This is a genomic window from Pseudovibrio exalbescens DSM 16456 (assembly GCF_000422785.1).
Lineage (GTDB): Bacteria > Pseudomonadota > Alphaproteobacteria > Rhizobiales > Stappiaceae > Pseudovibrio > Pseudovibrio exalbescens.
On sequence record NZ_AUGS01000010.1, the window covers coordinates 37789 to 61122 of the forward strand.

17 protein-coding genes and 1 pseudogene are annotated in these 23334 nt (G+C 52.8%); 12 read left to right on the forward strand and 6 right to left on the reverse strand.

Features of this window, described 5'->3' with window-relative positions:
* Positions 1-52: 52 nt before the first annotated feature.
* From G512_RS0109245 to G512_RS0109255, 3 genes and pseudogenes are all read right to left on the reverse strand, one after another.
* Positions 53-697 carry a DsbA family oxidoreductase gene (locus tag G512_RS0109245; protein ID WP_036489269.1) on the reverse strand — a complete coding sequence of 215 codons (645 nt, stop codon included), beginning with the start codon at positions 695-697 and terminating at the stop codon, positions 53-55.
* A gap of 2 nt (positions 698-699) precedes the next feature.
* A pseudogene (gene wrbA, locus G512_RS20530) lies at positions 700-1329 on the reverse strand (NAD(P)H:quinone oxidoreductase).
* A 106-nt stretch (positions 1330-1435) separates the two neighbouring features.
* Complete coding sequence (locus tag G512_RS0109255) at positions 1436-2329, reverse strand: LysR family transcriptional regulator (RefSeq protein WP_028481478.1); 894 nt, start codon at positions 2327-2329, stop codon at positions 1436-1438.
* Positions 2330-2662: 333 nt separating this feature from the next.
* Between G512_RS0109255 and G512_RS20535 the strand changes: the two genes are divergently transcribed.
* A complete protein-coding gene (locus G512_RS20535; RefSeq protein ID WP_081657429.1) occupies positions 2663-4498 on the forward strand; it encodes a PHA/PHB synthase family protein in 1836 nt (611 codons plus the stop codon).
* 43 nt (positions 4499-4541) lie between these two features.
* Here the strand turns inward: G512_RS20535 and G512_RS0109265 are convergent, their stop codons facing one another.
* On the reverse strand, positions 4542-5018 hold the full coding sequence (locus tag G512_RS0109265; protein ID WP_028481479.1) for a MarR family winged helix-turn-helix transcriptional regulator: 477 nt from the start codon (positions 5016-5018) through the stop codon (positions 4542-4544).
* An 85-nt stretch (positions 5019-5103) separates the two neighbouring features.
* On the opposite strand from G512_RS0109265, the gene G512_RS0109270 reads away from it, so the two are divergent.
* Genes G512_RS0109270 through G512_RS0109280 form a run of 3 tightly spaced genes read left to right on the forward strand, consistent with a single transcriptional unit; the run spans position 5104 to position 9840 of the window.
* Complete coding sequence (locus tag G512_RS0109270; RefSeq protein ID WP_028481480.1) at positions 5104-6879, forward strand: N-acetylglutaminylglutamine amidotransferase; 1776 nt, start codon at positions 5104-5106, stop codon at positions 6877-6879.
* Positions 6880-6883: 4 nt separating this feature from the next.
* The gene (ngg, locus tag G512_RS20540) at positions 6884-8662 is read left to right on the forward strand and encodes an N-acetylglutaminylglutamine synthetase (RefSeq protein ID WP_051269172.1); all 1779 of its coding nucleotides are present in this window, start codon (positions 6884-6886) and stop codon (positions 8660-8662) included.
* A gap of 5 nt (positions 8663-8667) precedes the next feature.
* On the forward strand, positions 8668-9840 hold the full coding sequence (locus G512_RS0109280; RefSeq protein WP_028481481.1) for an osmoprotectant NAGGN system M42 family peptidase: 1173 nt from the start codon (positions 8668-8670) through the stop codon (positions 9838-9840).
* 285 nt (positions 9841-10125) lie between these two features.
* Here G512_RS0109280 and G512_RS0109285 read toward each other — a convergent pair whose 3' ends face one another.
* Positions 10126-11811, reverse strand: a complete 1686-nt coding sequence (locus tag G512_RS0109285; protein WP_028481482.1) for a glycine/sarcosine N-methyltransferase — start codon at positions 11809-11811, stop codon at positions 10126-10128.
* Between the two features lie 976 nt (positions 11812-12787).
* Here G512_RS0109285 and G512_RS0109290 point away from each other — a divergent pair.
* Positions 12788-13546 carry an FCD domain-containing protein gene (locus G512_RS0109290; protein WP_036489271.1) on the forward strand — a complete coding sequence of 253 codons (759 nt, stop codon included), beginning with the start codon at positions 12788-12790 and terminating at the stop codon, positions 13544-13546.
* A 23-nt stretch (positions 13547-13569) separates the two neighbouring features.
* On the opposite strand, the gene G512_RS22080 is transcribed toward G512_RS0109290, so the two are convergent.
* A complete protein-coding gene (locus G512_RS22080) occupies positions 13570-14196 on the reverse strand; it encodes a GntR family transcriptional regulator (protein WP_051269173.1) in 627 nt (208 codons plus the stop codon).
* Between the two features lie 423 nt (positions 14197-14619).
* Between G512_RS22080 and G512_RS0109300 the strand changes: the two genes are divergently transcribed.
* From G512_RS0109300 to G512_RS0109330, 7 genes are all read left to right on the forward strand, one after another.
* On the forward strand, positions 14620-15606 hold the full coding sequence (locus G512_RS0109300) for a TRAP transporter substrate-binding protein (RefSeq protein ID WP_036489331.1): 987 nt from the start codon (positions 14620-14622) through the stop codon (positions 15604-15606).
* Positions 15607-15669: 63 nt separating this feature from the next.
* Positions 15670-16173, forward strand: coding sequence for a TRAP transporter small permease (locus G512_RS0109305; protein ID WP_028481485.1), 504 nt, complete (start codon positions 15670-15672; stop codon positions 16171-16173).
* On the forward strand, positions 16173-17474 hold the full coding sequence (locus tag G512_RS0109310) for a TRAP transporter large permease (RefSeq protein WP_028481486.1): 1302 nt from the start codon (positions 16173-16175) through the stop codon (positions 17472-17474). Before G512_RS0109305 ends, G512_RS0109310 begins: the two co-directional genes overlap by 1 nt.
* An 85-nt stretch (positions 17475-17559) precedes the next feature.
* A complete protein-coding gene (locus G512_RS0109315; RefSeq protein ID WP_028481487.1) occupies positions 17560-19038 on the forward strand; it encodes a UxaA family hydrolase in 1479 nt (492 codons plus the stop codon).
* 37 nt (positions 19039-19075) lie between these two features.
* Positions 19076-20539, forward strand: coding sequence for a tagaturonate reductase (locus G512_RS0109320; RefSeq protein WP_028481488.1), 1464 nt, complete (start codon positions 19076-19078; stop codon positions 20537-20539).
* Between the two features lie 76 nt (positions 20540-20615).
* The gene (uxaC, locus tag G512_RS0109325; RefSeq protein ID WP_028481489.1) at positions 20616-22031 is read left to right on the forward strand and encodes a glucuronate isomerase; all 1416 of its coding nucleotides are present in this window, start codon (positions 20616-20618) and stop codon (positions 22029-22031) included.
* Positions 22032-22407: 376 nt separating this feature from the next.
* Positions 22408-23184, forward strand: a complete 777-nt coding sequence (locus tag G512_RS0109330; protein ID WP_028481490.1) for a hypothetical protein — start codon at positions 22408-22410, stop codon at positions 23182-23184.
* Positions 23185-23334: the final 150 nt, after the last annotated feature.

Consider the following 23334-nt stretch of genomic DNA (forward strand, 5'->3'; position numbering starts at 1 on the left):
CTGCAAAGGTTGGGGCGGCGGCACCGGTGCCTTGCAGCAAAGGGATGAAAGGTTAAAGAGCCAGCCGCATGTTGGCGAAGATCTGCTCTCGCAAACCCTCCAACGGTTGGTTGATGAGGCGCATGCCGGTTTCACGAAGGACCACGGTTGGGACCGATGTCACGTGGAGTTGACGGGCAAAAGCCTGATCTCTTTGGACCGCTTCAGCGATGCGGGGACTCAGGATGTCAGTCGCTGTTAGCTCCGGATCAAAGCCCGCTTCTGCCGCCACTTCCACGACTGTATCGAGATCGGCGATGTTGCGGGCCTGCGTGAGATGTGCTCGCTGCAACGCATCGAACATGACCCAGTGACCATCTTGGCCGGCTTGGCGTTCTGCTGCCTTGCAGGCCCGTGCGGACAGTAGCCCCGACGGATACTCAAAGGAGGCATGGCGCATGCCCTCGATATTGAATCTCTCTGGATTGTCGGAGGCTGCCTTGCATGCTTCCCAATGGCCAAGGATTGTCTGCTTGGCATCGGGCATGGATCCGAATACCGCTATCATTTGATCCCGGTTCTCCTGTAGGACGAACGTGTGATGCACAACCTCCAGACTGAACTCTGTTGCCAGTTGGCGCAGCCGTGGTGACAGGTTGAAACACCAGCCGCAAACTACGTCATGAAAGAAGTCGAGTGTCAGTGTCGGACGAACCATGGCTATACCAGAGCCTCGGATGCGGGCAGAGAGGCGGCCGTCAATCGCCGGGCCGTTTCCGCAATATGCTGCCCTTGGAAGTGGGCGCCTGCCAAGTCCGTTTCCGTTGGTTCAAGTTCACCGTTCGCACCGGCGACCGTGCCAGCCCCATATGGCGAACCACCGATCACCTTGTCACTACGGGTCTGGTCGGAAAAGGTGTAGGGCATTCCGGAAATCAACATGCCGAAATGGAGCAGGGCGATGTGGAACGACAGAATGACGCTTTCCTGCCCACCGTGTTGGGAGCCGGTAGAGGTGAAAACCCCGCCAACCTTGCCGACCATTGCATTCCGCGCCCACAGGCCACCGCACTGATCAATAAATTGTTTCATTTGCGCGGCCATGTTGCCGAAGCGTGATGGTGTTCCGAATATCACGGCATCATAATTTTCCAGATCCGTTGGGCTGGCCACAGGAACATCGAAATCGACGAAGCCGGCTTTGCTGCGAATGTCAGAGGGCACGGTTTCCGGTACCTGCTTGAGGTCAACGGTCACACCGGGTACGGACGCGGCACCGTTGGCAACGGCCTGAGCCATCGCGTGAATGTGGCCGTAGCTGGAGTATTAAAGAACAAGAACTTTAGTCATGGGCACTCTCACTGTGTTGGGGTCGTGGTGTGCCTTGGATATGCCAGCTCCAATCGACGGGATTAACCGCGCTAAACTGAGATAACTTTTTACACTGGGTTAAAAATCAGTCTTTCCTGCTCAGTTCGTTCTCCAGAAAGTCAAGAAAGGTGCGTGCCTTGGCATCGGCGCTCAGGCGACTGGCTGTGACGGCGAAGATACTGCGCGAAGGCAATGAAAACTCAGGCAATACCCGCTCTAGCGCGCCGGTGGCTTCAAGTGGGCCCGAAAGAAAGCCGGGCAATGAACCTATGCCTTGGTCTGCCAGCAGCATGTCACGAATGAACAAGCTATTATTGACGCTGACTTCCGGTTCTACAAGCAAGGTTGAGTGGGTGTTGGGGCCTTCAAGATGCCATGTATGCTGGTGGTCGGCCAGAGAAAAACCCAGTTTGCGATGGGCGGGAAGGTCCTCCGGAGCCTCGGGGCGCCCACGCTCCGCAAGATATCGGGGTGAAGCAAACAAGGCCTGTCTGGATTGGCCTATTCTGCGGGCCACCAGTGAGGAATCTGGTAGAGTGCGCAGTATTCGAATGGAAATGTCGAACCCGCCCTCCACCATATCCACGACCCTGTCATCCAGCGAGATGCCGAGATGGACGTCTGGATAGAGTTCACGGAAACTGGGTGTGATGGGCCCCAACACCGCAATGCCGAATGACAGCGGCGCGTTGATGCGCAAAGTGCCTTTCAATTGTTGGGCCCGTGCTTGAATACCCGTCTCCAACGCTTCTACTTCCGAGAGCAGACGCCGCGCCTCATCGTAGTAGTGAGCGCCGTGTTCCGTCAGCGTCATGCTGCGGGTGGTGCGGGTTAACAGGACACACCCGAGGCTCTCCTCCAGGAGCTTGGTCTCTCGGCTCAAGATGGCTGGAGACAAACCGAGGTCCTTTGCTGCTTTGGAGAAGCTCTTCAGTTCCACAATGCGGCAGAATGCACGCATGACACCAAGTTTATCCATGAACGGAAACAGGTCCTTGTCGTGTGTTTGGCTGGTCCCTGGCTGGTGAACAAGGAACTAGCAACCAGTTTGTTGCGTTTTGTTTGCCACATCAATCGGGTTGTTGTTTTTGTGCCTGCGTTTATCCGCGTTTCAACTAAATTTTGAAATCCCTTTACGATAGCTAAGCATTTGCCAAGGGCACAGACGCAAATTGTGCGCCGCAGCATTTTAGTTGACATGCCCCTGCGGCATTGGATATCCCTAGTAAGGCGTTTCTACTTATGCGTCGCAAATGACGCGAACGGGTGCTTGCTGTGGCACCGACGCCGAGACCGAGCGGGAGGGTATCTGATGCGTCAACTTCGTGAGTTTCCGGGAACTCGAGACAAGGCGGAGGGGCGTTCTTCAGCCGCATCGTCCGACCCTCGCCGCTCTGCTGAAGAGGCTGAGACACGAACCGAGACTTTTGACAGTGCTGCTGAGATCGTAGATCGCGCCTTCAAATCTACACTGGCAAAAATGACTAAGGGTTTGTCGCCGGCTGGACTGGCCACAAAGGGGTTTTCCTGGGCGGCGCACTTGGCATTGTCACCGGGAAAGCAGATGGTCCTCGCCAACAAGGCGCTGGAGAACAACCTGCTTTTATGGTCTCATCTGGGTGAAGCCATGCTCGATGAAAAGGCTGAGCCATTTGCCAAGCCCACAAACGGCGACCGACGCTTTCAATCAGAGAGCTGGAATAAATGGCCCTACAATTACCTTTATCAGTCGTTTTTGTTGAACCAGGCGTGGTGGCAGGAAGCCACCACCAATATTGACGGTCTTTCCGAAAAAGATGAGCGTGAAGTGTCGTTCGTTGCTCGGCAATTGCTCGATATTTTCGCTCCGTCCAACGGCGTGATGACAAACCCGGAGGTTGTAAATACCGCCGTGCAGGAAGGCGGAATGAACTTTGTGCGCGGTGCTGAAAACTTCATGCAGGATTTTGAACAGTATACATCCGGCAAGAAGCCCGAAGCGCTGGAACAGTTTTCTCCGGGAAAAACAGTTGCAGTCACTCCCGGCAAGGTGGTTTTCCGCAACCACTTGATCGAACTGATCCAGTACAGTCCGACAACAGAGACCGTGTATCCCGAGCCTGTCTTCATCGTGCCGGCCTGGATCATGAAGTACTACATCCTCGACTTGTCGGCGAAAAACTCTCTGGTCAAGTATCTTGTCGATCAGGGGCATACGGTTTTCATGGTGTCGTGGCGCAACCCGACCGAAGAAGATCGTGACCTGGGCATGGAGGATTATCGCCAACAAGGCATCATGGATGCACTTGATGTCATCAACCGGATCGTGCCCGACGAAAAGATACATGGCGTGGGGTATTGTCTGGGCGGTACCATGCTTTCAATTGCGGCAGCGGCGATGGCGCGGGATGGCGATGACCGTTTCGGGTCACTTACCACGTTGGCCGCGCAGTATGATTTCACTGAGGCGGGCGAGTTGATGCTCTTTATCCGTGACAGTGAAGTGTCTTATCTCACAAACATGATGTGGGAGCAGGGGTATTTGCAAGGCACACAAATGGCAGGTGCCTTCCAGCTGTTGCGCTCCAATGACTTGATCTGGTCTCGGCTTGTGCGCGAGTACCTGATGGGTGAGCGGCAGGGATACAATGACCTGATGGCGTGGAACGCCGATTTGACCCGTATGCCCTATCGCATGCACGCGGAGTACCTGCGCAAGCTGTTCTTGCAAAACGATCTGGCTTCAGGGCGCTACATGGTGGGCGATCGCCCAATCCATATCACCGATATTCGTGTGCCGATTTTTGCCGTTGGGACCGAAAAAGACCACGTGGCCCCGTGGCGCTCCGCCTACAAGATAACCTCCCATCCGGCAACAGATGTCACCTTCCTCCTGACCAGTGGGGGGCACAATGCGGGAATTGTAAGCGAACCGGGCCACCCGCATCGCCACTATCAGGTGCAAACCATCAAATCTGGTGATCCTTATGTCGATCCGGATACTTGGCGGGAGAAAGCAGCGCGCAAGGAAGGATCGTGGTGGCCGGAGTGGCATGCATGGCTCGCGGAACGGTCTGGAGAGCGGCGGGCAGCTGTCGAACCGGGCAACACCAAAGTGGGCCTCAGGCCACTGTGCGATGCACCCGGAACCTACGTTTTCCAAGACTGATCATCTGTAATCAGGAGCCGCGGGGCTTATGTCCTGCGGCCTTTCATTTGGGGATCGTTGCGGTCGTCAGCAGGGTTGAAGCGTCCAGCTTGTGCGCATTCATCATCTCCGCAACCTGTTCCAGCGCAGCGCTGATGGCTTCTTGATCATCGGGCGTTTTTTGGGCCAGAGCCTGCTTGAAATCCTCATGTAATAAAGCAGGGGCGCTTTGCAGGACTGAACCGCCTGCCTCAGTCAATCGTGTGTGAACGATTCGCCGGTCTTTGCCTGAGCGATACCGCTCCACCAACCCTTTTTTTTCCAGCGCATCCAAAATCGTCACAATGGTGGCAGACGATAGGTCTGCATGTTTGGCCAAGGCACTCGTGGTTACTTCTCCAAGCTCGTTTATGCCTTGCAAAACAACAATTTGCGGAATCGTCAGGCCGCTGGCCCGTGCGACTTCGCGTGAGCGCAGATCGATGGCCCGAACAATGCGTCGGATCGATTTAAAGATGCGGGCGGAATGGTCGTTTTCCATGGTTTGAATTCCAATAATTTGACCTCTAATCATTAGGGCTCTATGAAAAGGCGGTCAATGTCAATATCTGGAGGTACGGATCGCTATGTGCGGTATTTGTGGAGAGTTTGTATTCGGGAACGATGTTGCCAATACAGCACGTGTGGAACGCATGGCTCGCCAAATGACTGCCAGAGGGCCAGACGCCATGGGCGTGGTCACTCGTGGCCGTGTCTCCTTTGGCCATCGCCGTCTCACCATTATTGATCTGAGCGAGCGTGGCACCCAGCCGATGCAGGATCCGGATCTGGGCCTGACGCTGGTATTCAATGGCTGCATTTACAACTACAAGGAACTGCGCGGTGAACTGGCCGCGAAGGGCTACCGGTTTTTCTCGAACTCGGACACAGAGGTCATCCTCAAGTCGTGGGCAGAATGGGGCCCGTCCGCAGTTGAGAAGTTTCTTGGAATGTTTGCTTTTGCCATTCACGAACACGAAAGCGGCACCGTTCATCTTGTCCGCGATCGGTTTGGCATCAAGCCGCTCTACTATTCAGAAAAAGACGGGCGTGTGGGGTTTGCCTCGACTTTGCCTGCGCTGCTTGCGGGAGGCGATGTCGATACGAATATTGATCGTGTTGCCTTGAACCACTATATGAGCTGGCACGCCGTCGTACCGGCACCGCGTACGATCCTGAACGGGGTGCGGAAACTACCGGCAGCCACGGTGCGCACCTACAAGGTCGATGGCACCTACAAAGATTGGACCTACTGGCGTCCAAGCTTCGAGCGCTCTGCTGAAGATGAAGCCCGCAGCATGGAAGAATGGCGCGATATGGTGCTCGATTCCATGCGCACCGCTGTTCAGCGCCGCATGGTGGCGGATGTGCCGGTGGGTGTTTTGCTTTCAGGCGGTGTCGATTCGAGCATGATCGTCGGCTTGCTTGCCGAGCAGGGTCAGAAGGGCCTTGGAACCTTTTCCATTGGCTTCGAAGCGGCGAATGGTGAACGCGGTGACGAGTTTGTCTACTCCGACATGATCGCGCAACACTATGGCACGGACCATACTAAAATCTTCATCGAATCCAGCGAGATGCAAAAGCACTTGCCGGGCGCGATCGCCGCTATGTCGGAGCCCATGGTGTCTTACGACAACATTGGCTTTTATCTGCTGTCCCGCGAGGTGTCCAAGCACATTCGCGTTGTTCAATCCGGGCAGGGAGCGGATGAAGTGTTCGGCGGATACCACTGGTATCCAAAAATGCAGGGTGCCAACAACCCGGTCGATGCCTACATGGATGCCTTCTTTGATCGCAGTTTTGACCAGATGCGTGAGCACATTGCGCCTGAGTACTGGACCAGCGAGGATAAAAGTCGCGCCTTCGTAGAACAGCACTTCGCCATGTCCGGGGCCACTGACCCGGTCGACAAGGCGCTGCGTCTTGATACCAACGTCATGTTGGTTGATGATCCGGTGAAGCGTGTTGACAGTCATACCATGGCCTGGAGTCTTGAAGCCCGGGTGCCGTTCCTTGACCATGAACTTGTCGAGTTGGCGAACCGCATCCCTTCACGCCACAAGTTGGCCCATGAGGGCAAGGGTGTATTGAAAGAAGCGGCCCGTCTCGTGGTACCCAATGAAGTCATTGATCGACCAAAGGGCTATTTCCCTGTTCCTGCTCTGAAGTATCTTGAAGGAACATATCTGGAAATGGTTCAGGATGCGCTGTCCAGCAAGGCTGCCAAGGAGCGTGGGTTGTTCAATCAGAGTTATTTGACTGCGCTTTTCGAAAATCCGAGCGAGCACATTACCAAGCTGCGTGGCTCGGAACTGTGGCAGGTTGCACTTCTGGAGATGTGGTTGCAGGCACAGGAGGTGTAAGCCCATGGCTGATCCGGTCAATCACCGTCCCAAAGCTGCTTATGATCATCGCTTGCGCCGTATGCGCGGGAATGCGTTGCCTCATGAGTTGCGTGAGGATGAAGAACCGGCCACGGAGAATGTGTTCGTCAATTGTGGCTGGGGGCGCCTGATCCTCGGTAGCACGTTTTATGATGCGGAAGCCCTGCTGGAGACCATCCGGCAGGAAAAACAGGACCGGCGTGATGTGGCTTTTTATGTGCGCGATCCACATGTTCTGATTGCCTCCGCGCCGCAGGAGCTGTTTCTCGATCCGTCTCACACTTACAGGCTGATGCTGTCCACCTATCGGACACGGCGCAGTCGGCGCAAGGGGTTCACGATCCGTCGTTTGTCCTCGCGAGAGGATGCTGAGGCGTTGAACACGCTGTATGCCACGCGCAAGATGGTGCCCATTCCGCCAGATTTCTTTTGGGACAAGATGGACCCGAAGGTATTGGCCGTTCTGGTTGCTGAAGATGACGATACCGGCGACATCATCGGTACGGCCATGGGTGTGGATCATAATCGCGCCACCAAGGGCGCCGATTTGGGATCATCCTTGTGGTGTTTGGCAGTGTCACCACAAGCCAAGCCTGCCGGTGTGGGCGAAGCATTGGTGCGCCGTCTTGCAGAGCTGTTTCAGGCGCGGGGCAATCCGCACATGGACCTGTCCGTCATGCATGACAATGAACAGGCCATTTCGCTCTATGAGAAGCTCGGTTTCACCCGCGTTCCGTTTTTCACGGTGAAGCATAAAAACTCCATCAACGAAGCGCTGTTTGTTGGCAAAGGGCAGGAACAGGAACTGAACCCTTATGGAACCATCATCGTCAATGAAGCAAGGCGACGCGGCATTCATACGGAAATCATTGATGCTGAAGGCGGCTTTTTTCGGCTGTCCCATGGAGGGCGCAGCATCCGTTGTCGAGAGTCCTTGAGCGAGTTGACCAGTGCCGTTGCCATGTCGATTTGTGATGACAAGACGGTCACCCGGCGGCTTGTGGAACAAGCTGGTGTGAAAGTGCCATCGCAGTTGGAAACGGAGGATGACAGCTCCATTGAAGCGTTTCTTGAAAAACACGGCGCTGTGGTGGTCAAGCCTGCACGCGGTGAGCAAGGAAAAGGCGTTTCGGTGGGCCTGACAACGCTTGAAGAGGTGCGTTCGGCGATTGCGCAAGCAAAGACCTACTGCTCGGAAGTGTTGATTGAGGAGTTCGTTGAGGGCGAAGATCTCCGATTAATCGTGATTGACTACAAGGTTGTCGCTGCCGCTGTACGCCGCCCGGCCGAGGTAACGGGAGATGGGCAGTCCTCAATTCGGGATCTGATCGCAGCTCAGTCGCGCCGCCGTGCAGCCGCAACAGGCGGCGAGTCGATGATTGAAGTTGATGGCGAAACAGAACGCTGTCTGTCCGCAGCGGGCTATGAGCTCGACAGTGTGTTGGCTGAAGGTCAGCGGCTCTATGTGCGCAAAACGGCCAATCTTCATACTGGCGGCACCATTCACGATGTTACGGGTGAAACCAACCGTGAGCTCATCAATGCGGCGATCAACGCTGCCAAGGCAATCGGGATCCCTGTTACGGGCATTGATCTAATGGTGAAATCCGTCCGAGAGCCGGAGTATCGTTTCATCGAGGCGAACGAGCGACCCGGCCTTGCCAATCACGAACCACAACCCACGGCTGAAAAATTCATCGACTTTTTGTTTCCTTTGACCAAAACTCAGATGGAAACAACGCATCAGACGGGGGATACGTGAACGAGTTGCCAGTGATTGATCTCGATTACCTGCGAGACATCCTTGAAGAATTATTGAGGTGCCCGAGTCCGACGGGCTACACCGATGAAATCGCCCATCGGGTTTGCAAGGAAATGGATCGCATGGGCGTTCCTTACCAGCTGACTCGGCGCGGTGCGATCCGAGCGCGGATCAAGGGTGAGGCGAGCAAGCCGGCCCGTGCGATGGTTTCGCATCTCGATACCCTTGGCGCCCAGGTCAAGTCCTTGAAGGATAATGGGCGGCTTGAACTGGTTCCCATTGGTCACTGGTCTGCGCGGTTCGCGGAAGGTGGTCGGGTCATTCTTTTCAGTGAACGCGGTGCCTACTCCGGTACCGTGTTGCCACTCAAGGCGTCCGGTCACACGTACAACAACGGCGTTGATGATATGCCGGTGGGCTGGGACTATGTGGAGTTGCGGGTGGATGCGTACGCCAAAACGGCGGGGGATCTGGAAAAGCTTGGCATTGAAATCGGGGACTTTGTTGCCTTTCATCCGCAGCCGGAGTTTTTGGACAATGGCTACATTGTCTCCCGGCATCTGGATAACAAGGCCGGTGTGGCATTGATGCTGGCCTCCATGAAGGCGCTGGTGGATAGCGGGCGCAAGCCGACCGTGGATGTCTACTGGCTCTTCACGATTGCCGAAGAAATTGGCCATGGGGCGACATCCATTCTGACGCCTGAAATTGCATCTCTGGTGGCCATTGATAATGGGACGACAGCACCAGGCCAGAACTCAGATGAGTTTGGTGTGACCATGTCCATGGCGGACCAGACAGGGCCCTTCGATTACCATCTGACCCAAAAGCTTGTACACCTGTGTAAGGAGTACAACATCAAGGTGCGCAAGGACATTTTCCGGTTCTACAGGTCTGATGCAGCGTCGGCTGTGGAGGCTGGTGCTGACGTTCGTACGGCGCTGGCAACGTTCGGTGTGGATGCGAGTCACGGCTATGAGCGCATTCACATGCATGCACTGCGTTCTCTTGCGGAACTGTGCGTTTGCTATGCACTTAGCCCGGTCGAGATCGCACGTGATGCGCGCGAGTTTGCCAGCATCAAGGGCTTTACTCATCAACCGACGGAAGAGGCGGATCAGGATTTGGTGCCTGAAGTCAGCGAGCCTGATGAACTGTCGGCGGACGCCCAAAGCTAGGGAATGTGCAGAGGTCGGCCTTGAGGGACAGACGCTGCAATGGTTTGAATGACTGCTATCATCACTTGATGCTCTGGGTCACTTACTGTTTTGGCTGAAAATACAGCATTGATTTTGCTGAAGAACAGTTGATTGGTTTCCCGGCGAGTTGCAAATGGCAGGAATGTGTGTCTCGTGCGCCAGCTTGGCGGTGTTCGCCAAAGGGTACTTGTCGGAACGATCGGACAAAATAAGAAAGGCGGCGCGAGAAACCCGCGCCGCCTTTTGGCGTTCTTATCAGATCACTTAGGCCCGTTTGCGGAAATGCAAGATACCCCAAGCCAGATTGCCGCTATCGCAGGCATTCACCCAGTGGTCCATGCCAACCAGCATTTTGTCCAGATACTCGGCTGAGGCGCCTTTTTCACGCAGAAGCTCGTAGTTTTTCTCGATCTCCTGCTTAACCCGCGCGTAGTGAGCACGCATGTTGTGGGTCATTTCATCCAGACCAACCGTTTCAAAGCCAAGGGTTTCTGCCGCTTCACGGTAGAACCGGAAGGAACCCATGCTGTTGAGACGCAGGCGATCATAAACCGGCTGAAGGTTCTCGACGTTGACCTCATCGGCCTGCATTGGGTCTGTGAAGATCAATGATCCACCCGGCTTCAATACCCGCAAGGCTTCAGCCAGCACCTTGTTGCGCTGATCAGAGTGCAGGAATGCATCCTGGCTCCAGACCACATCAAAGCTGGCATCTTCAAACGGCACATCTTCGAATACGCCGTGCTTGACCTTGATACGATCGTTCAGGCGTGCCTGGCGGATCTTCTGCAGGTTATACTCGTTTTGAGTTTCGGAGATGTTCAAGCAAGTGGCCTGACAGCCGGTCTTCTTGACCAGGCGGCGCATGGCACCGCCAAATCCTGCACCCATGTCCAGCACATGGCTATCCTTGGTGAGCGGCGGCAGCGTGTCGATCATCCGGTCGATGGTCAGGTCGCTTGCACTGCGGATATCCTGCGTGGTGTCATAAAGACCGACGTGCAGGTCTTCTCCGCCCCAAATGGTGGAATAGAACACGGCCGCGTCGTCGCTGTCATAATAGTCTTCCGTGTAGTCGCGAATGTCTTCTTGACCCTCTGCGACTGTTCCGCCCCAACGAACCAGATGAAGCGCGCTTTTTTCCGCAACGTGAATGAAAAAGTCAGGATCATCCTCAGCGTACGTTTCCTGGAAGTCGCCGTAGGTCCGTACGCGTTCAAAACCAGCTTCAGACAGCAGACGGCGAAGGTAATTTTTCCGGATCGGACACATGTTGAGCGTATATTCCGACCCATCCGGGAAGGAGTAGCGCATTCGCAGAAGACCTTCATCGACGTGATCAGGTTCTGCGGTCACCTGTTCACCGCAATAGTAATATTTGTGTTTTGTGGTGAAGCCGCGATCCAGCATGGCATCATAGTTCCGCTGGTCAAGGATCAGGACGCCGTCATGCTTGAGAGCTGCATAGAATTCCGCAAGCGCTCTGCGGCGGTCACTTTCTTCATATAGATGCGTGAATGAGTTGCCCAGACAGATAATCGCGTCGTATTTGCCGTGTACGTCGCGGTTCAGCCAACGCCAGTCGGCTTGAACTGTTTTAAGGATCAGCCCCCGAGACTGTGCGTTGTTAAACGCCTTCGCGACCATGGCAGCAGAGCCATCTGCCGCGGTGACATCAAAGCCGTTTTCCATCAATCGAACGGAGTGGAAGCCAGTGCCACAGGCAACGTCCAAAATTCGTTCCTTGCCACGGGCACGCAAGATATCAATAAAAAACTGGCCTTCGCTCTCTGCTCGGCCATCCCAGTCAATGAGCTCGTCCCACTTGTCAACGAAAGTTGAAATGTACTCTTTCTTGTAGTGATCGGTTTCGCGATCTTCCAGAGGATTGTCTCCGTAAACCTGATCTCGCATGGTCAGTTCCGCGTTGCTTAGGTTTTGTTTCGACATACCCTCTTCCTCTCCTTTGGTGGCCTTGGGCCAAAAACAAGTTGTCATGTTCCAACGACGGCAAGCCGTGTCATGACATCAAACGATCAAGTTGCGTTTTCAGCGGCGCAAACGTGGTTGAGCGCCTGAGTGCGAGAGCCGAAAACTGTGTGCCGCTATTGGTTCGTGCGGTGCCCAGTGAAACCTGGGCGGCTCTCGTTGCGGTTTGATGGAAACCGCAAACAGGCAGGCCGTGGATGGTGCAATGCACTGGCCCGCAAGCGTAAAGACTGTGACTCAAGTAAATCCAATAGGATGGCGAGTCACTACTATGTTGTGTTGCAACTCTCAGAAATCATTTATCTGTTTCAAGTCGCAAGCAAAATGTAACAGATGGCGAAATACGATCATTAGCAACAGAAATTCGCGCCATTGCTGTGTTCAAGAATTATAGCTTCGCCTGTGGTTGCTTATAGTGCAGATATGAGGTTCGGTTTCAACCCCCAAGTTGGCAATTTATTCTGAAATTCGACTTCGCGCTCCAGTGGAAATATATAATACGAAAGCATCATTCGGCAGGGCTAGTGTGTTGAGTTGACTGAAGCATCTGTTTTCAAAAATTGCATTTTCAAGCCTGTTGAATGTTAAGGTTGTATGAAAAATGCTTGTCCTACCGCAGTGCACAGATCGTGAATACCAGTTGGGGTGGCATTTGTGTGCCATTTTCGATTCTGCGGGCTGCTTGTGGTAGGTTTTGCTTCATAATGTCGTTGGTGGCCGCTAAATTTATTGGCAAATAGTGGGTTTGAGATCAGCAGCTTAATGAGCTTGGATTCTTGCTGCAGTAAGGATCGTTCCGGGCTATTTAAAGCCAGATTTTGCAGGATGTGTTTGTAAAGATACGTTTTTTTAGTTCTGCAGGAATAATCTGGCGCATTGATTTTGGGGGGGCAATATGTACTGTGAAATCAAATTGTCTGGAGTATAGGAATTGGTAATGACGCAGCGGCGCCTGTATCAGTCGATCGCAGAAGATCTGAAAAACAAGATCGCGGAGGGCGAGTACCCGGTTGGCAGCAAACTTCCACCCGAGCGCGTCATCGCACAGGACTTTGGTATTAGCCGGACCGTTGTTCGCGAAGCCGTTATCATGCTGGAAATCGAAGGCATTGTGTCTGTACGCAAGGGCTCCGGCATTCAGGTAATTTCTACCAATACCATTCAAATGGACAGTGGTAACAGCCGCACAGAAACAGCGCTGCGCCTCCTTCTCAGCGAAATGGAGAAGGCTGGACCCTTTGAGATGCTCCAGGCCAGGCAGATGGTAGAGTGTATGATCGTGGAACTTGCGGCCAAGAACATCACCAACGAGGACATTGCGGAGTTGGAGGCGATTCAACTGCGTGCGCAGCACGAAGATCGCGCTCGCGATTCCAGCTGGGATCGCGACTTCCATATCCGCTTGGCAGAAGCTACTGGCAACAGTGTGCTTGCTGTACTTGTGCAGTTGATGTGGGAAGGACGTTCCGAAAACCCACTTTGGAAAAACCTGCACAGCCACATTGAAGAAAAGGACCTGAATTCCTGGTGCGCAGAACATCAGTTGATCATGGATGCGCTGATTGCGCGCGACCCTGCCTCAGCACGCAAGGCAATGTGGGCGCATATAGAAAGTACCAAGGAAGCGCTATATAACGCGTCTTCTGCCTTGGGCGACATGTATGATGAGGATCCTGTAGCTAGTGGTGCTATTTAGAATAGCAGACAAGTTGTGCTCGCCTAAACGAGCCGGGTAAGTCGCTCGTGTACCCTGTTTACGTGTTGCAGCATTCTGTTTCGCGCGAGAGTTCGTCTATCCTGTTGTAAATAGTTTACAATTGACTTGTGGTCCGAGATGGCTTTTTTGAGGTCAATGCTCGTTTCTGTGGCTGTGTTGTGGGCCCATCTCAAATACCTGTTGAACAAAGACACAAAAGACCAAATTTCTGGGTGGCCGCTCAACTCGATGATTTTTTTATGAAATAGCTCGTCGTAATGCTGAAAGCGTTCCTTGTCTGGCTTTTGAAGCTCCATCTCCTGTTTGTGTATCAGGTCTTCAAGCTGTGCTTTGTCTGCTTCTGATAGGCCATGGGCGCATACGGCGTCTACTGCACTGGCCTCCAAAGCCGCCCTCATGAACGCATAATCTTTTACACGGTTTACATCTATTTGGGCAACGCGTGTGGGTCGGCCCGGCACGACTTCGACGAAATGCTCTTCCTGAAGTTTTAAAAAGACTTCCCGTATAGGGGTGCCCGACATCCCATAGATTCCGGCCAATACGTTTTTGTCCAAAACCTGACCGCAGCCAAGTTGGTTGGATATGATTGCGTTCCTCAATAGATGAAATATCTCGTCTTTGTTCATTGTCGTCGCTTAGTCAGTCGATTGTGATGTCTCTGGTGGTGTGCGTTTTGTTGATCGTAAACCAGAACTGGAGACAGATTGGTTGAAATTCCAGGATATCCACAGGATCGAAATATATTGGTATAACAAATAAATGGTGAGCTACCACAAGCGCTTGGGATATATAGGAGAGTGTCTATATATCTGATAAATAAGGGTAAAGTGTAATGATAGGCGGCATTTACATGAATGCCAGGGCCATTTAATGCGCGGATATTAAGTGAAATACCTATTGAAAGCGTGATTATTTGAGTGTGATTATCTGCCCGCGACGCTGAGCTTGTGCCGAATGGGGTGATGTATTTTCCGAGATTGGTGCGAGCGTAAAGCCTGCTGTCGGAGCACTAATTATCTGCATTGCTTATGTTTGTGGGAGAAACTCAAATGAATCTTACTAAAAAATTCCTGACATGCGCGCTTGCGGTGCCCTTTGCACTGTCCGCGTATTCGGCAAGTGCCGTAGAGGCCGTGACCTTGCGCTTGGCACATAACCTAGACCCGAGCCACGTCGTGGCGAAGACGCTTGAGAAAATGAAACAGGACCTTGCCGACCTTTCTGACGGGCAAATGAAATTGCGGATCTATCCCGGCGGTCAAATGGGCGGACCTCGCGAAACGTTGGAAATGTTGCAGCAGGGTGCTCTGGACATGACCAAAGGGTCGGCGAGTGAAATGGAGCCATTTGAGTCTGCGTTCTCGGTTTTCAGTATGCCGTATTTGTTCCGCGACTCTGACCATTTTAGATCTGTACTGTATGGCGATGTTGGTCGGGAGATGATGAAACTGCCGGAAGAGAAGGGCTTCATTGCAATAGCTGGATATGTCGCCGGTGAGCGAAGCTTCTATGCGAAAAAGCCGATTAAGTCTCCGGCTGACATGGAGGGTCTCAAGATCCGGGTCGTATCGACGCCAACAACAAACCGGATGATTGAGCTGCTTGGCGGTGCCCCTGCGCCAATTCCGTTCGGAGAGGTTTATACTGCATTGCAGCAGGGTGTTATTGACGGCGCTGAAAACAACGAGCCTTCCTACTATCACACACGCCACGTTGAAGTAGCAAAGCATTACTCACAGGACCAGCATACTTCTGTTCCCGATTACTTGGTCATTGCGACCCAGACTTGGGAAAATTTGGATCAAGAGCAGCGAGATATTCTGATGGAAGCTGCGGAGATGTCTGAAAAGTATCAGCAGGTTTTGTGGGACGAACAGGTCAAGCTGGATCGTGAAAAGGCTATGGAAGCTGGAGCTACCTTTTACGACGTCGATAAAACCACGTTCCGTGCTGCGCTTCAGCCACTTTATGACGATGCAGCAAAGAACCCTGGCAAAGCCGCTTGGATTGAGCGGATCGAGTCTGTCGGGAAATAATATCAGTGCTGCAAGAAGGATACCTTCTTGCAGCCCTCGTAATTCGAGATCGGGTTACCTTAGATGTTAGCAAATACAATCAAAAAATACATAGATCGCACCTTAGCCACCTTTAGTGTTCTTGTGATGGTTCTACTTCTGGTGTGTGTAGTTTGGCAGGTCTTTAGCCGATATGTTTTGAATGCTCCAAGTACATTTACTGATGAGGTCGCCAGATTTTCGATGATTTGGGTCGGTCTTTTAGGGGCCGCCTACTGTGTAGGCGCCCAAAAGCATTTGTCGATAGATTTGTTTACAGCTGCCCTGTCAGGTAGAAGTCGTGCTTTGTGCACCATTTATACCAACTGTATCGTCTGTGCCTTTGCCGCATCAGCGATGGTCTTTGGTGGTGCTCGTCTGGTTCACAAAATCTATGTAACAGGCCAAGTCTCACCAGCTATGCAGCTTCCAATGGAATACGTCTATGCTGTTCTGCCTCTGAGTGGTCTGTTTATTGTGGTGTACTCACTAAACTATGCAGTTTCGGGTCTTGGTGATTTCAGGAAGAATCGGAAGGAGGCCTGTTGATGGAAGCCTATGTTCCACTCGTATTATTCGGGTCCTTTTTCCTTCTGGTCTTTTCTGGAGTTCCCATCGCCTTTTCTCTAGGCGTGTCTGCCATCCTGTCCGGCATGATGATGATGCCTTTGGAGGTGATACTGGCTATTGTAAGCCAGAAAATGGTCGCTGGCCTTGATAGCTTTGCTCTGCTTGCGATCCCATTCTTCATTTTGGCCGGCGTTTTGATGAATAGCGGCGGTATTGCGCGCCGTCTGATTAACTTTTCTCAGTTGATTGTCGGCTCACTGCCGGGGTCTCTGGCCCACGTGAATGTCATGGCCAATATGCTGTTTGGATCGATATCGGGTTCCGCAACCGCTTCAGCGGCGGCTGTCGGTGGAACCATGGCGCCCCTGCAGAAAGAAGCTGGTTATGAACCTGCTTACTCTGCTGCGGTCAACGTTACCTCATGCATTACCGGGCTGCTGATACCGCCATCAAATGTGCTAATTATATATGCTTTGACGGCTGGTGGTATTTCTGTTGCCACTTTGTTCATGGCTGGGTATTTACCTGGAATCCTCATGGGGCTCAGTCTCATGGTTGTCGCAGGGGTTATCGCAAAACGTAGAAACTATCCCACCGAGCCCAAGCCATCTTTGGCATTTGCCTTGAAAGTCACTTGGGACGCAATTCCTAGCCTCTTTCTTGTAATAATTGTGATGGGTGGCATCCTTGGTGGCGTGTTTACAGCGACTGAGGCTTCGGCAATTGCTGTTGTCTACGCCTTTTTTCTTTCAGTTGTTGTGTATCGCGAAGTGAAGATTCTGGATTTGCCGAAGATCCTGCTCAATTCTGTGGTTACAACATCAATTGTTATGATCCTGATCGCAATCTCGATTGGCATGTCTTGGGTTATGACCCGCGCCGATATACCTTACATGTTGACCGATGCGTTGTTGGCCATCTCTGAGAACCCGCTGGTAATTCTTTTAATAATCAATGTCATTTTGCTAGTGGTTGGCGTGTTCATGGACATGACACCAGCGGTGTTGATTTTTACTCCAATTTTTCTTCCGATCGTGAAAAATATCGGCATTGATCCTGTTCACTTCGGCATTATGCTGGTCGCCAATCTATGTATCGGACTATGTACGCCACCGGTGGGTAGCGCATTGTTTATTGGCTGTACTGTCTCCGGTGTGAAGCTTCATAATGTAATAAAACCAATGCTTCCATTGTTCGTAGCCCTTCTGTTCTCTTTGGGTGCGATTATATACTTCCCCGAACTGTCTCTATTCCTACCGAAACTATTTGGTATGTACTGAACAATTCAAATTGAAATCTGTAGCTGGACAATCCGGCAGCATTGTTGCTGCCGGAAACCCCGGATCATGGCTGTGAGGATAACACATGAAGACGTACCTTAAGATCCATAGCTCTGACAGTGTTGGGGTTGCACTGCAGGACCTTACGGCGGGCCAGAGCCTTGCGGGGGTTGAGCTGAAAGAAGATATCCTGACAGGCCACAAGTTTGCATTGCGGGATATCGCCATGGGTGAAGATGTCATCAAGTATGGCAGTTCCATTGGCAAGTCGACACAGGCTATTGCAGCCGGGAGTCTCGTTCATTCTCACAATCTGCGAACAGGATTGGGGACGGATGAGGTTTACAGTTATGCAGGTGCCCCGGAGGAGAACGCCCCTATCGTCAACGTGCCCCAGATTCAGGCTTTCGTTCGTGCCGATGGCGACATCGGTATACGCAATGACATCTGGATTGTGCCCCTTGTCGGATGTGTGAATGGCATCGCGAACAACGTGGCCCGTCAGTTCGAGGCTTCGGGTAAGCTACCGGAAGGGTCTCAGATAACAGTTCTTTCGCATCCCTATGGTTGTTCGCAACTCGGCGATGACCTGGAGAACACGCGCGCCATACTTCGGAATCTGGTTGTACATCCGAATGCAGGCGGCGTTCTGGTGATGGGACTTGGCTGCGAAAACAATACCTTGGAAAGCTTTGTCGATGGCTTGAAAGTACCTGATCCCGAGCGTGTACGCTTCATGGTTGCGCAGGCTTTCATGAACGAAGAAGAAGCTGCGCTGGAGCATCTCGAACATTTATCAGCACAAATGCAGAATGACAGGCGTGAACTTGTGGGCATAGACCGCTTGCGCGTCGGTTTGAAATGCGGTGGATCCGATGGGTTCTCCGGGATTACAGCAAATCCGCTTCTTGGCGCATTTTCGGACTGGTTGTGTGCTCGGGGTGGGGCGACCGTGCTGACTGAAGTACCGGAAATGTTCGGCGCGGAGCGCATCCTAATGGCACGTGCTGAAAACCAGGGTGTTTTTGGCGATATCGTCAAGCTTATCAATGATTTCAAGCAGTATTACGTGGATCACGACCAGCCAATCTATGAGAACCCGTCTCCGGGCAACAAGCAAGGCGGCATCACTACACTGGAAGAAAAGTCACTCGGCTGCACCCAAAAGGCGGGTACGGCTATCGTGCGCGATGTCAAGCGCTACAAGGAACGTATCGAAAAGCGTGGCCTCACCTTGTTTGAATCGCCAGGCAATGATGGAACGGCTATCACCGCGTTGGCGGCCAGCGGTTGTCACATGGTGCTGTTTACCACCGGCCGGGGCAATCCAATGGGGTCGGTGGTGCCAACGGTAAAGGTAGCCTCCAACACTGCACTTGCGGACAAGAAGAAACACTGGATCGACTTTTCTGCAGGGTCTCTGGTCGATCAAGAGACTGACATGGATGCGTTGTGCGATGACTTCGTCGCCTACCTGATACGCGTTGCCAATGGCGAAAAGACAAGAAACGAAATCAGCCGCAATCAGGATGTGGTGATCTTCAAGTCTGGCGTCACGCTCTAGTCCCTCTACTAATCAGTATTCCGAAGGAAAATTTGCCATGGAACGAATTTCTGCTGGCGCGTTGAATGGACGCCCTCGCCCGACTGAGCGCGTAATTCAATTTGGTGAAGGCAACTTTCTGCGTGCATTCATCGATTGGAAGATTGATCGCATGAATGAGGAAGTTGGAGCGGATTACGGTGTTGTGATTGTGCGCCCAATTGATGGCGGGATCCCGCATTCCCTCAATGATTCAGGTGGTGTGTATACTGTCTTGTCACGAGGTGTTGGTGCGGACGGTTCCGCCGTATCAGAAGCCCGCGCGATTGCCGCAATTCGCCGTGAAATCTCTGCCGTTTCTGATTGGGAAGACACACTGGCGCTTGCACGTGAACCTAACTTCGTTGCCGTAGTCTCCAATACCACGGAGGCGGGCATCACTTACAATGGCGAATGTCAGGCCAATGATGCACCGCCAGCCTCATTCCCAGCGAAGGTTACCCGCCTTCTCATGGAGCGCTATTCCACCTGTGGTCGCGATGAGGCACCAGGTCTGCAGTTCCTGCCCTGTGAGCTTATCGACAAGAATGGGGACACGCTCGAAAAGATAGTGCTGCAACATGCTCAGGATTGGGAGCTGTCGATCGACTTTCAAGGGTGGGTCAAGACCAAGTGTGCATTCTACAATACTATGGTCGATCGCATCGTTCCGGGGTATCCGCGAGATGAGGCGGAATCTATCGAAATGGAGCTCGGTTACCACGATCCACTCATGGTAACAGCAGAACTCTTCCACTTCCTGGTGATCGAGAAGCGCCAAGATCAGCCTGAGTTGGTGCTGCCGTTGGCTGAAAAGGATGCCGGTACCATCATCACAGAAAACGCGGAAGGATATAAGGAGCGCAAGGTTGCGATACTCAACGGTGCCCACACTGCACTTTGCCCTCTAGCATTACTCGCTGGCGTGGAAACGGTGCGTGAAGCAATGGACAATGCACCTGCCCGAGCGTTCCTCGATGCCTTGATACAGACCGAGATCATGCCGCATCTGTCGCTGCCACAGGACGAGTTGAAAGTGTTTGCTGAGGAAGTTCTGCGCCGCTTCGCCAATCCATTCATCCAACACCGTTGGTACGACATTTCTCTCAACGGCCTTGCCAAGTTTCATACCCGCAACCTGCCGCGCTTAAAAAAACACTGGGCTGCCACAGGTGTTCCGCCAAAGCTGATGTCTTTGTCGCTTGCGGCTTGGCTTGCGTTTTATATTGGCGACTTCCCAGGGGCTGAAGAGTTGCCTCCTCGCGACGCCAAGGATGTAGTTCAGCGCATGAACAAGATTGCTCAGCTGAAAGGTGAGGGTGACGTCGAGGCATTGGTTGGGGCCTTTCTTGGTGATGAGTGCATCTGGGGTCAAAGCATGGCGGATGAAGAGCTGATTGCTGAGGTGGCCAACGGCTACCGTTTCCTTACCGCAGAGGCGTTTTCACTGAACCGTCTGACTGATTGGTGTGAGCGCCAGTGAACCCTGCTCGCCCTAAGGGGCTGAAGCTAGCTTCGCCCCTTTCCTTCCGTTTCCCAATGTGATCAAGAGACCAATAATGAGTAGCTTTCTGACAGAAGACTTTCTGCTCCATTCGGCCGTCGCCCGTGAGCTTTATCACGACTACGCCAAGGATATGCCGATCATCGATTACCATTGCCATCTGCCACCGCACCAGATTGCCGATGACTACCAGTTCGCAAATCTCGGTGAAATCTGGCTGAAGGGTGATCACTACAAGTGGCGCGCCATGAGGACGAACGGTGTGCCAGAGCGCTATTGCACTGGTACTGTCTCAGACAAGGAAAAATTCCTGAAGTGGGCGGAAACTGTCCCTCACACCTTGGGTAACCCGCTCTATCATTGGACCCATCTCGAGCTGCGTCGCCCGTTTGGCATTGATGATGTGGTGCTCAATCCGGATACTGCCGAGGATGTTTGGAACCGGGCCAATGAAATGCTCGCAACGCCAGAGTTCTCTGCGCGCTCGATCCTGCAGAAGATGAATGTGCGTATGGTGGGCACAACCGACGATCCCCTAGATGATCTTGCAGCCCACCAGAAGGTCTCAGAAGACAAGGGTTTTACAGTAGAGGTTCGCCCCAGTTGGCGTCCGGATAAGGCATTCCTGGTCAATGCTCCGGGCTATGTTGACTACGTTGCGAAACTCTCCGAAGTCTCTGGTATTGAAATCCGTTCCTTTGCTGATCTTTGCGATGCCTTGGTTAAGCGCCTCGACTTTTTTGAAGCGCGTGGTTGTTGTGTTTCTGATCATGCGCTTGATGTCGTGGTCTTTGAAGATTCCTCGGAGACAGAGCTGGATATGATCCTGAAGACACGTCTGAATGGGACTTTCGTGTCTTCACAGGATGCGGACCGCATGCAGACTGCGGTTTTGGTGTTCCTCGGTCAGGAGTATGCCCGCCGCGGATGGGTACAGCAGTACCATATTGGCGCCTTGCGCAATAACTCAGATCGGATGATGCGCACCTTGGGCCCCGATACAGGATTTGACAGCATCAATGATGGTCTCATCGCGCAGCCGCTTGCTCGACTGCTGAATGCGCTTGATGAAAAGGATGCGCTGCCCAAGACAATTTTGTACTGCTTGAACCCGCGGGACAACGAGGTTCTGGCTACCCTGGCAGGATGTTTCCAAGGGGGTGAGATTGCCGGGAAGATTCAGTTTGGATCCGGCTGGTGGTTCAATGACCAGAAAGACGGCATGTTGCGTCAGATGGAGCAGCTCAGCCAACTGGGCCTTTTGTCCCGCTTCGTAGGCATGCTCACGGATAGCCGTTCCTTCCTGTCTTATACCCGCCACGAATATTTCCGTCGCATTCTTTGTCAGATGATGGGCCGCTGGGTGGAAGAGGGGGAAGCGCCTCACGATATGAAGTTGCTCGGATCAATGGTCCAGAACATCTGCTTTCATAATGCCAACAGCTATTTTGGACTAAACCTCAAAATCTGATCTCAGGCAGATAGCGTTCCCAAAAATCTGCCGAGTGGTTCCATTCGGCAGATTATTTGCGTCACAAACCCGAATTCTAGCCACATTTTCCCAATGAGTGGCTGCTGCCAAACGACGGTTGGGCAGGGCAGACATATAATCAACTTAATTCTTTGAGATCTCGGCTTTCCTCATGCGGCATTTGGGCGTTTGTTACAGATTTGTGTCGTTCAGCACAGACAGGCAAGCGTGCTTGTGTTACGAGCCTTCAAGCTCGGGATCTGTCAATAATCATGGGTTGTTTGTGTCGGGTTTCCCATACGCTGTGGTCCCTTTTGGGCCATGTGTTGGTTGTTGAATTCCAACGCCGCGGATGCTCTTCCTGGCGCTCACCTGAATGGCACGAACTGAAAAACAAGAAGAAATCGAAGGTACATTGAGTATGACGCCATATCCCCGATCCACTCTGGTTAATGCTGGATCCATTGTACGCTGGGGCTTGGTTGCTGTCGGTGTGGTGGCGGTTTTGTTAGGTGCGTTGTCCGTAGGGGCCTTTCTGAAGCCAACGGTTTTTGGAAGCATTCTTGAAGAGGGCGGACCTGTCGAGCGCCTGAGTGTCTTTGCTTGGATCCTGGCCGCTCTTGCGGTTTGGTACAGGGCAAAACTGGACAAGCAAAGCACGGCCATCATGCTTACTTTTCTTGCCTTTGGGGCGCGTGAGGCTGATTTGCACAAAGCCTTTTCCTCCGACAGCTTTCTGAAAATCCGCTATTACACAGAGGGTTCCTTCGGCGCGGAGAAGTTACTGTTTGGTGTGGCGGCCCTTGTCTTGATCGGGATGCTTTTAATCGCGGCCTTTTGCATCTTCCGACATGTTTTCCTGCGCGGTGGATGGCGGACAGCCTTCGGGCAGGTCGTTGTTGTTGGCGGCGCTCTATTATGCCTGACAAAAGTGGCGGACAGACTGCCCTCGATTTTGAGAGTGAAGTTCGGCGTCCATATCCAACCCGATCTTGCTGCAGCTTTGCTTTCCTTTGAAGAGGTGGGGGAACTGCTTGTTCCGACCCTGTTTATTATTGCTTTCGCGTGGCTCAACACCGCACGGGCAACTGATCATACGTTCCGGTTCCTGGAGTTGAGGGGAACTGGCAATCCGACAGCCAACCGGTCCTGAGATCGGATCTGGATTGCCTTGGGTAGCCAAGAGGCTCACTCTATGTAGAATACTCAGGATTGAAGACTTCTCGGTGTGTGGCGAAGTACCCGGATTTGTTAATGCGCGTTCAACCTATCCACACTGCCGGTGTCTGTATGTCTCATAGGG

Bases quoted from the DNA above. Each gene is read 5' to 3' on its own strand.
- G512_RS20535 (WP_081657429.1), top strand. From the start codon at position 2,663: ATGCGTCAACTTCGTGAGTTTCCGGGAACTCGAGACAAGGCGGAGGGG.
- G512_RS0109310 (WP_028481486.1), top strand. From the start codon at position 16,173: ATGGAAGCCTATGTTCCACTCGTATTATTCGGGTCCTTTTTCCTTCTG.
- G512_RS0109320 (WP_028481488.1), top strand. From the start codon at position 19,076: ATGGAACGAATTTCTGCTGGCGCGTTGAATGGACGCCCTCGCCCGACT.
- G512_RS0109285 (WP_028481482.1), bottom strand. From the start codon at position 11,811: ATGTCGAAACAAAACCTAAGCAACGCGGAACTGACCATGCGAGATCAG.
- G512_RS0109245 (WP_036489269.1), bottom strand. From the start codon at position 697: ATGGTTCGTCCGACACTGACACTCGACTTCTTTCATGACGTAGTTTGC.
- uxaC (WP_028481489.1), top strand. From the start codon at position 20,616: ATGAGTAGCTTTCTGACAGAAGACTTTCTGCTCCATTCGGCCGTCGCC.
- G512_RS0109255 (WP_028481478.1), bottom strand. From the start codon at position 2,329: ATGGATAAACTTGGTGTCATGCGTGCATTCTGCCGCATTGTGGAACTG.
- G512_RS0109290 (WP_036489271.1), top strand. From the start codon at position 12,788: ATGACGCAGCGGCGCCTGTATCAGTCGATCGCAGAAGATCTGAAAAAC.
- G512_RS0109270 (WP_028481480.1), top strand. From the start codon at position 5,104: ATGTGCGGTATTTGTGGAGAGTTTGTATTCGGGAACGATGTTGCCAAT.
- G512_RS0109300 (WP_036489331.1), top strand. From the start codon at position 14,620: ATGAATCTTACTAAAAAATTCCTGACATGCGCGCTTGCGGTGCCCTTT.
- G512_RS0109305 (WP_028481485.1), top strand. From the start codon at position 15,670: ATGTTAGCAAATACAATCAAAAAATACATAGATCGCACCTTAGCCACC.
- G512_RS0109330 (WP_028481490.1), top strand. From the start codon at position 22,408: ATGGCACGAACTGAAAAACAAGAAGAAATCGAAGGTACATTGAGTATG.
- G512_RS22080 (WP_051269173.1), bottom strand. From the start codon at position 14,196: ATGAACAAAGACGAGATATTTCATCTATTGAGGAACGCAATCATATCC.
- ngg (WP_051269172.1), top strand. From the start codon at position 6,884: ATGGCTGATCCGGTCAATCACCGTCCCAAAGCTGCTTATGATCATCGC.
- G512_RS0109315 (WP_028481487.1), top strand. From the start codon at position 17,560: ATGAAGACGTACCTTAAGATCCATAGCTCTGACAGTGTTGGGGTTGCA.
- G512_RS0109265 (WP_028481479.1), bottom strand. From the start codon at position 5,018: ATGGAAAACGACCATTCCGCCCGCATCTTTAAATCGATCCGACGCATT.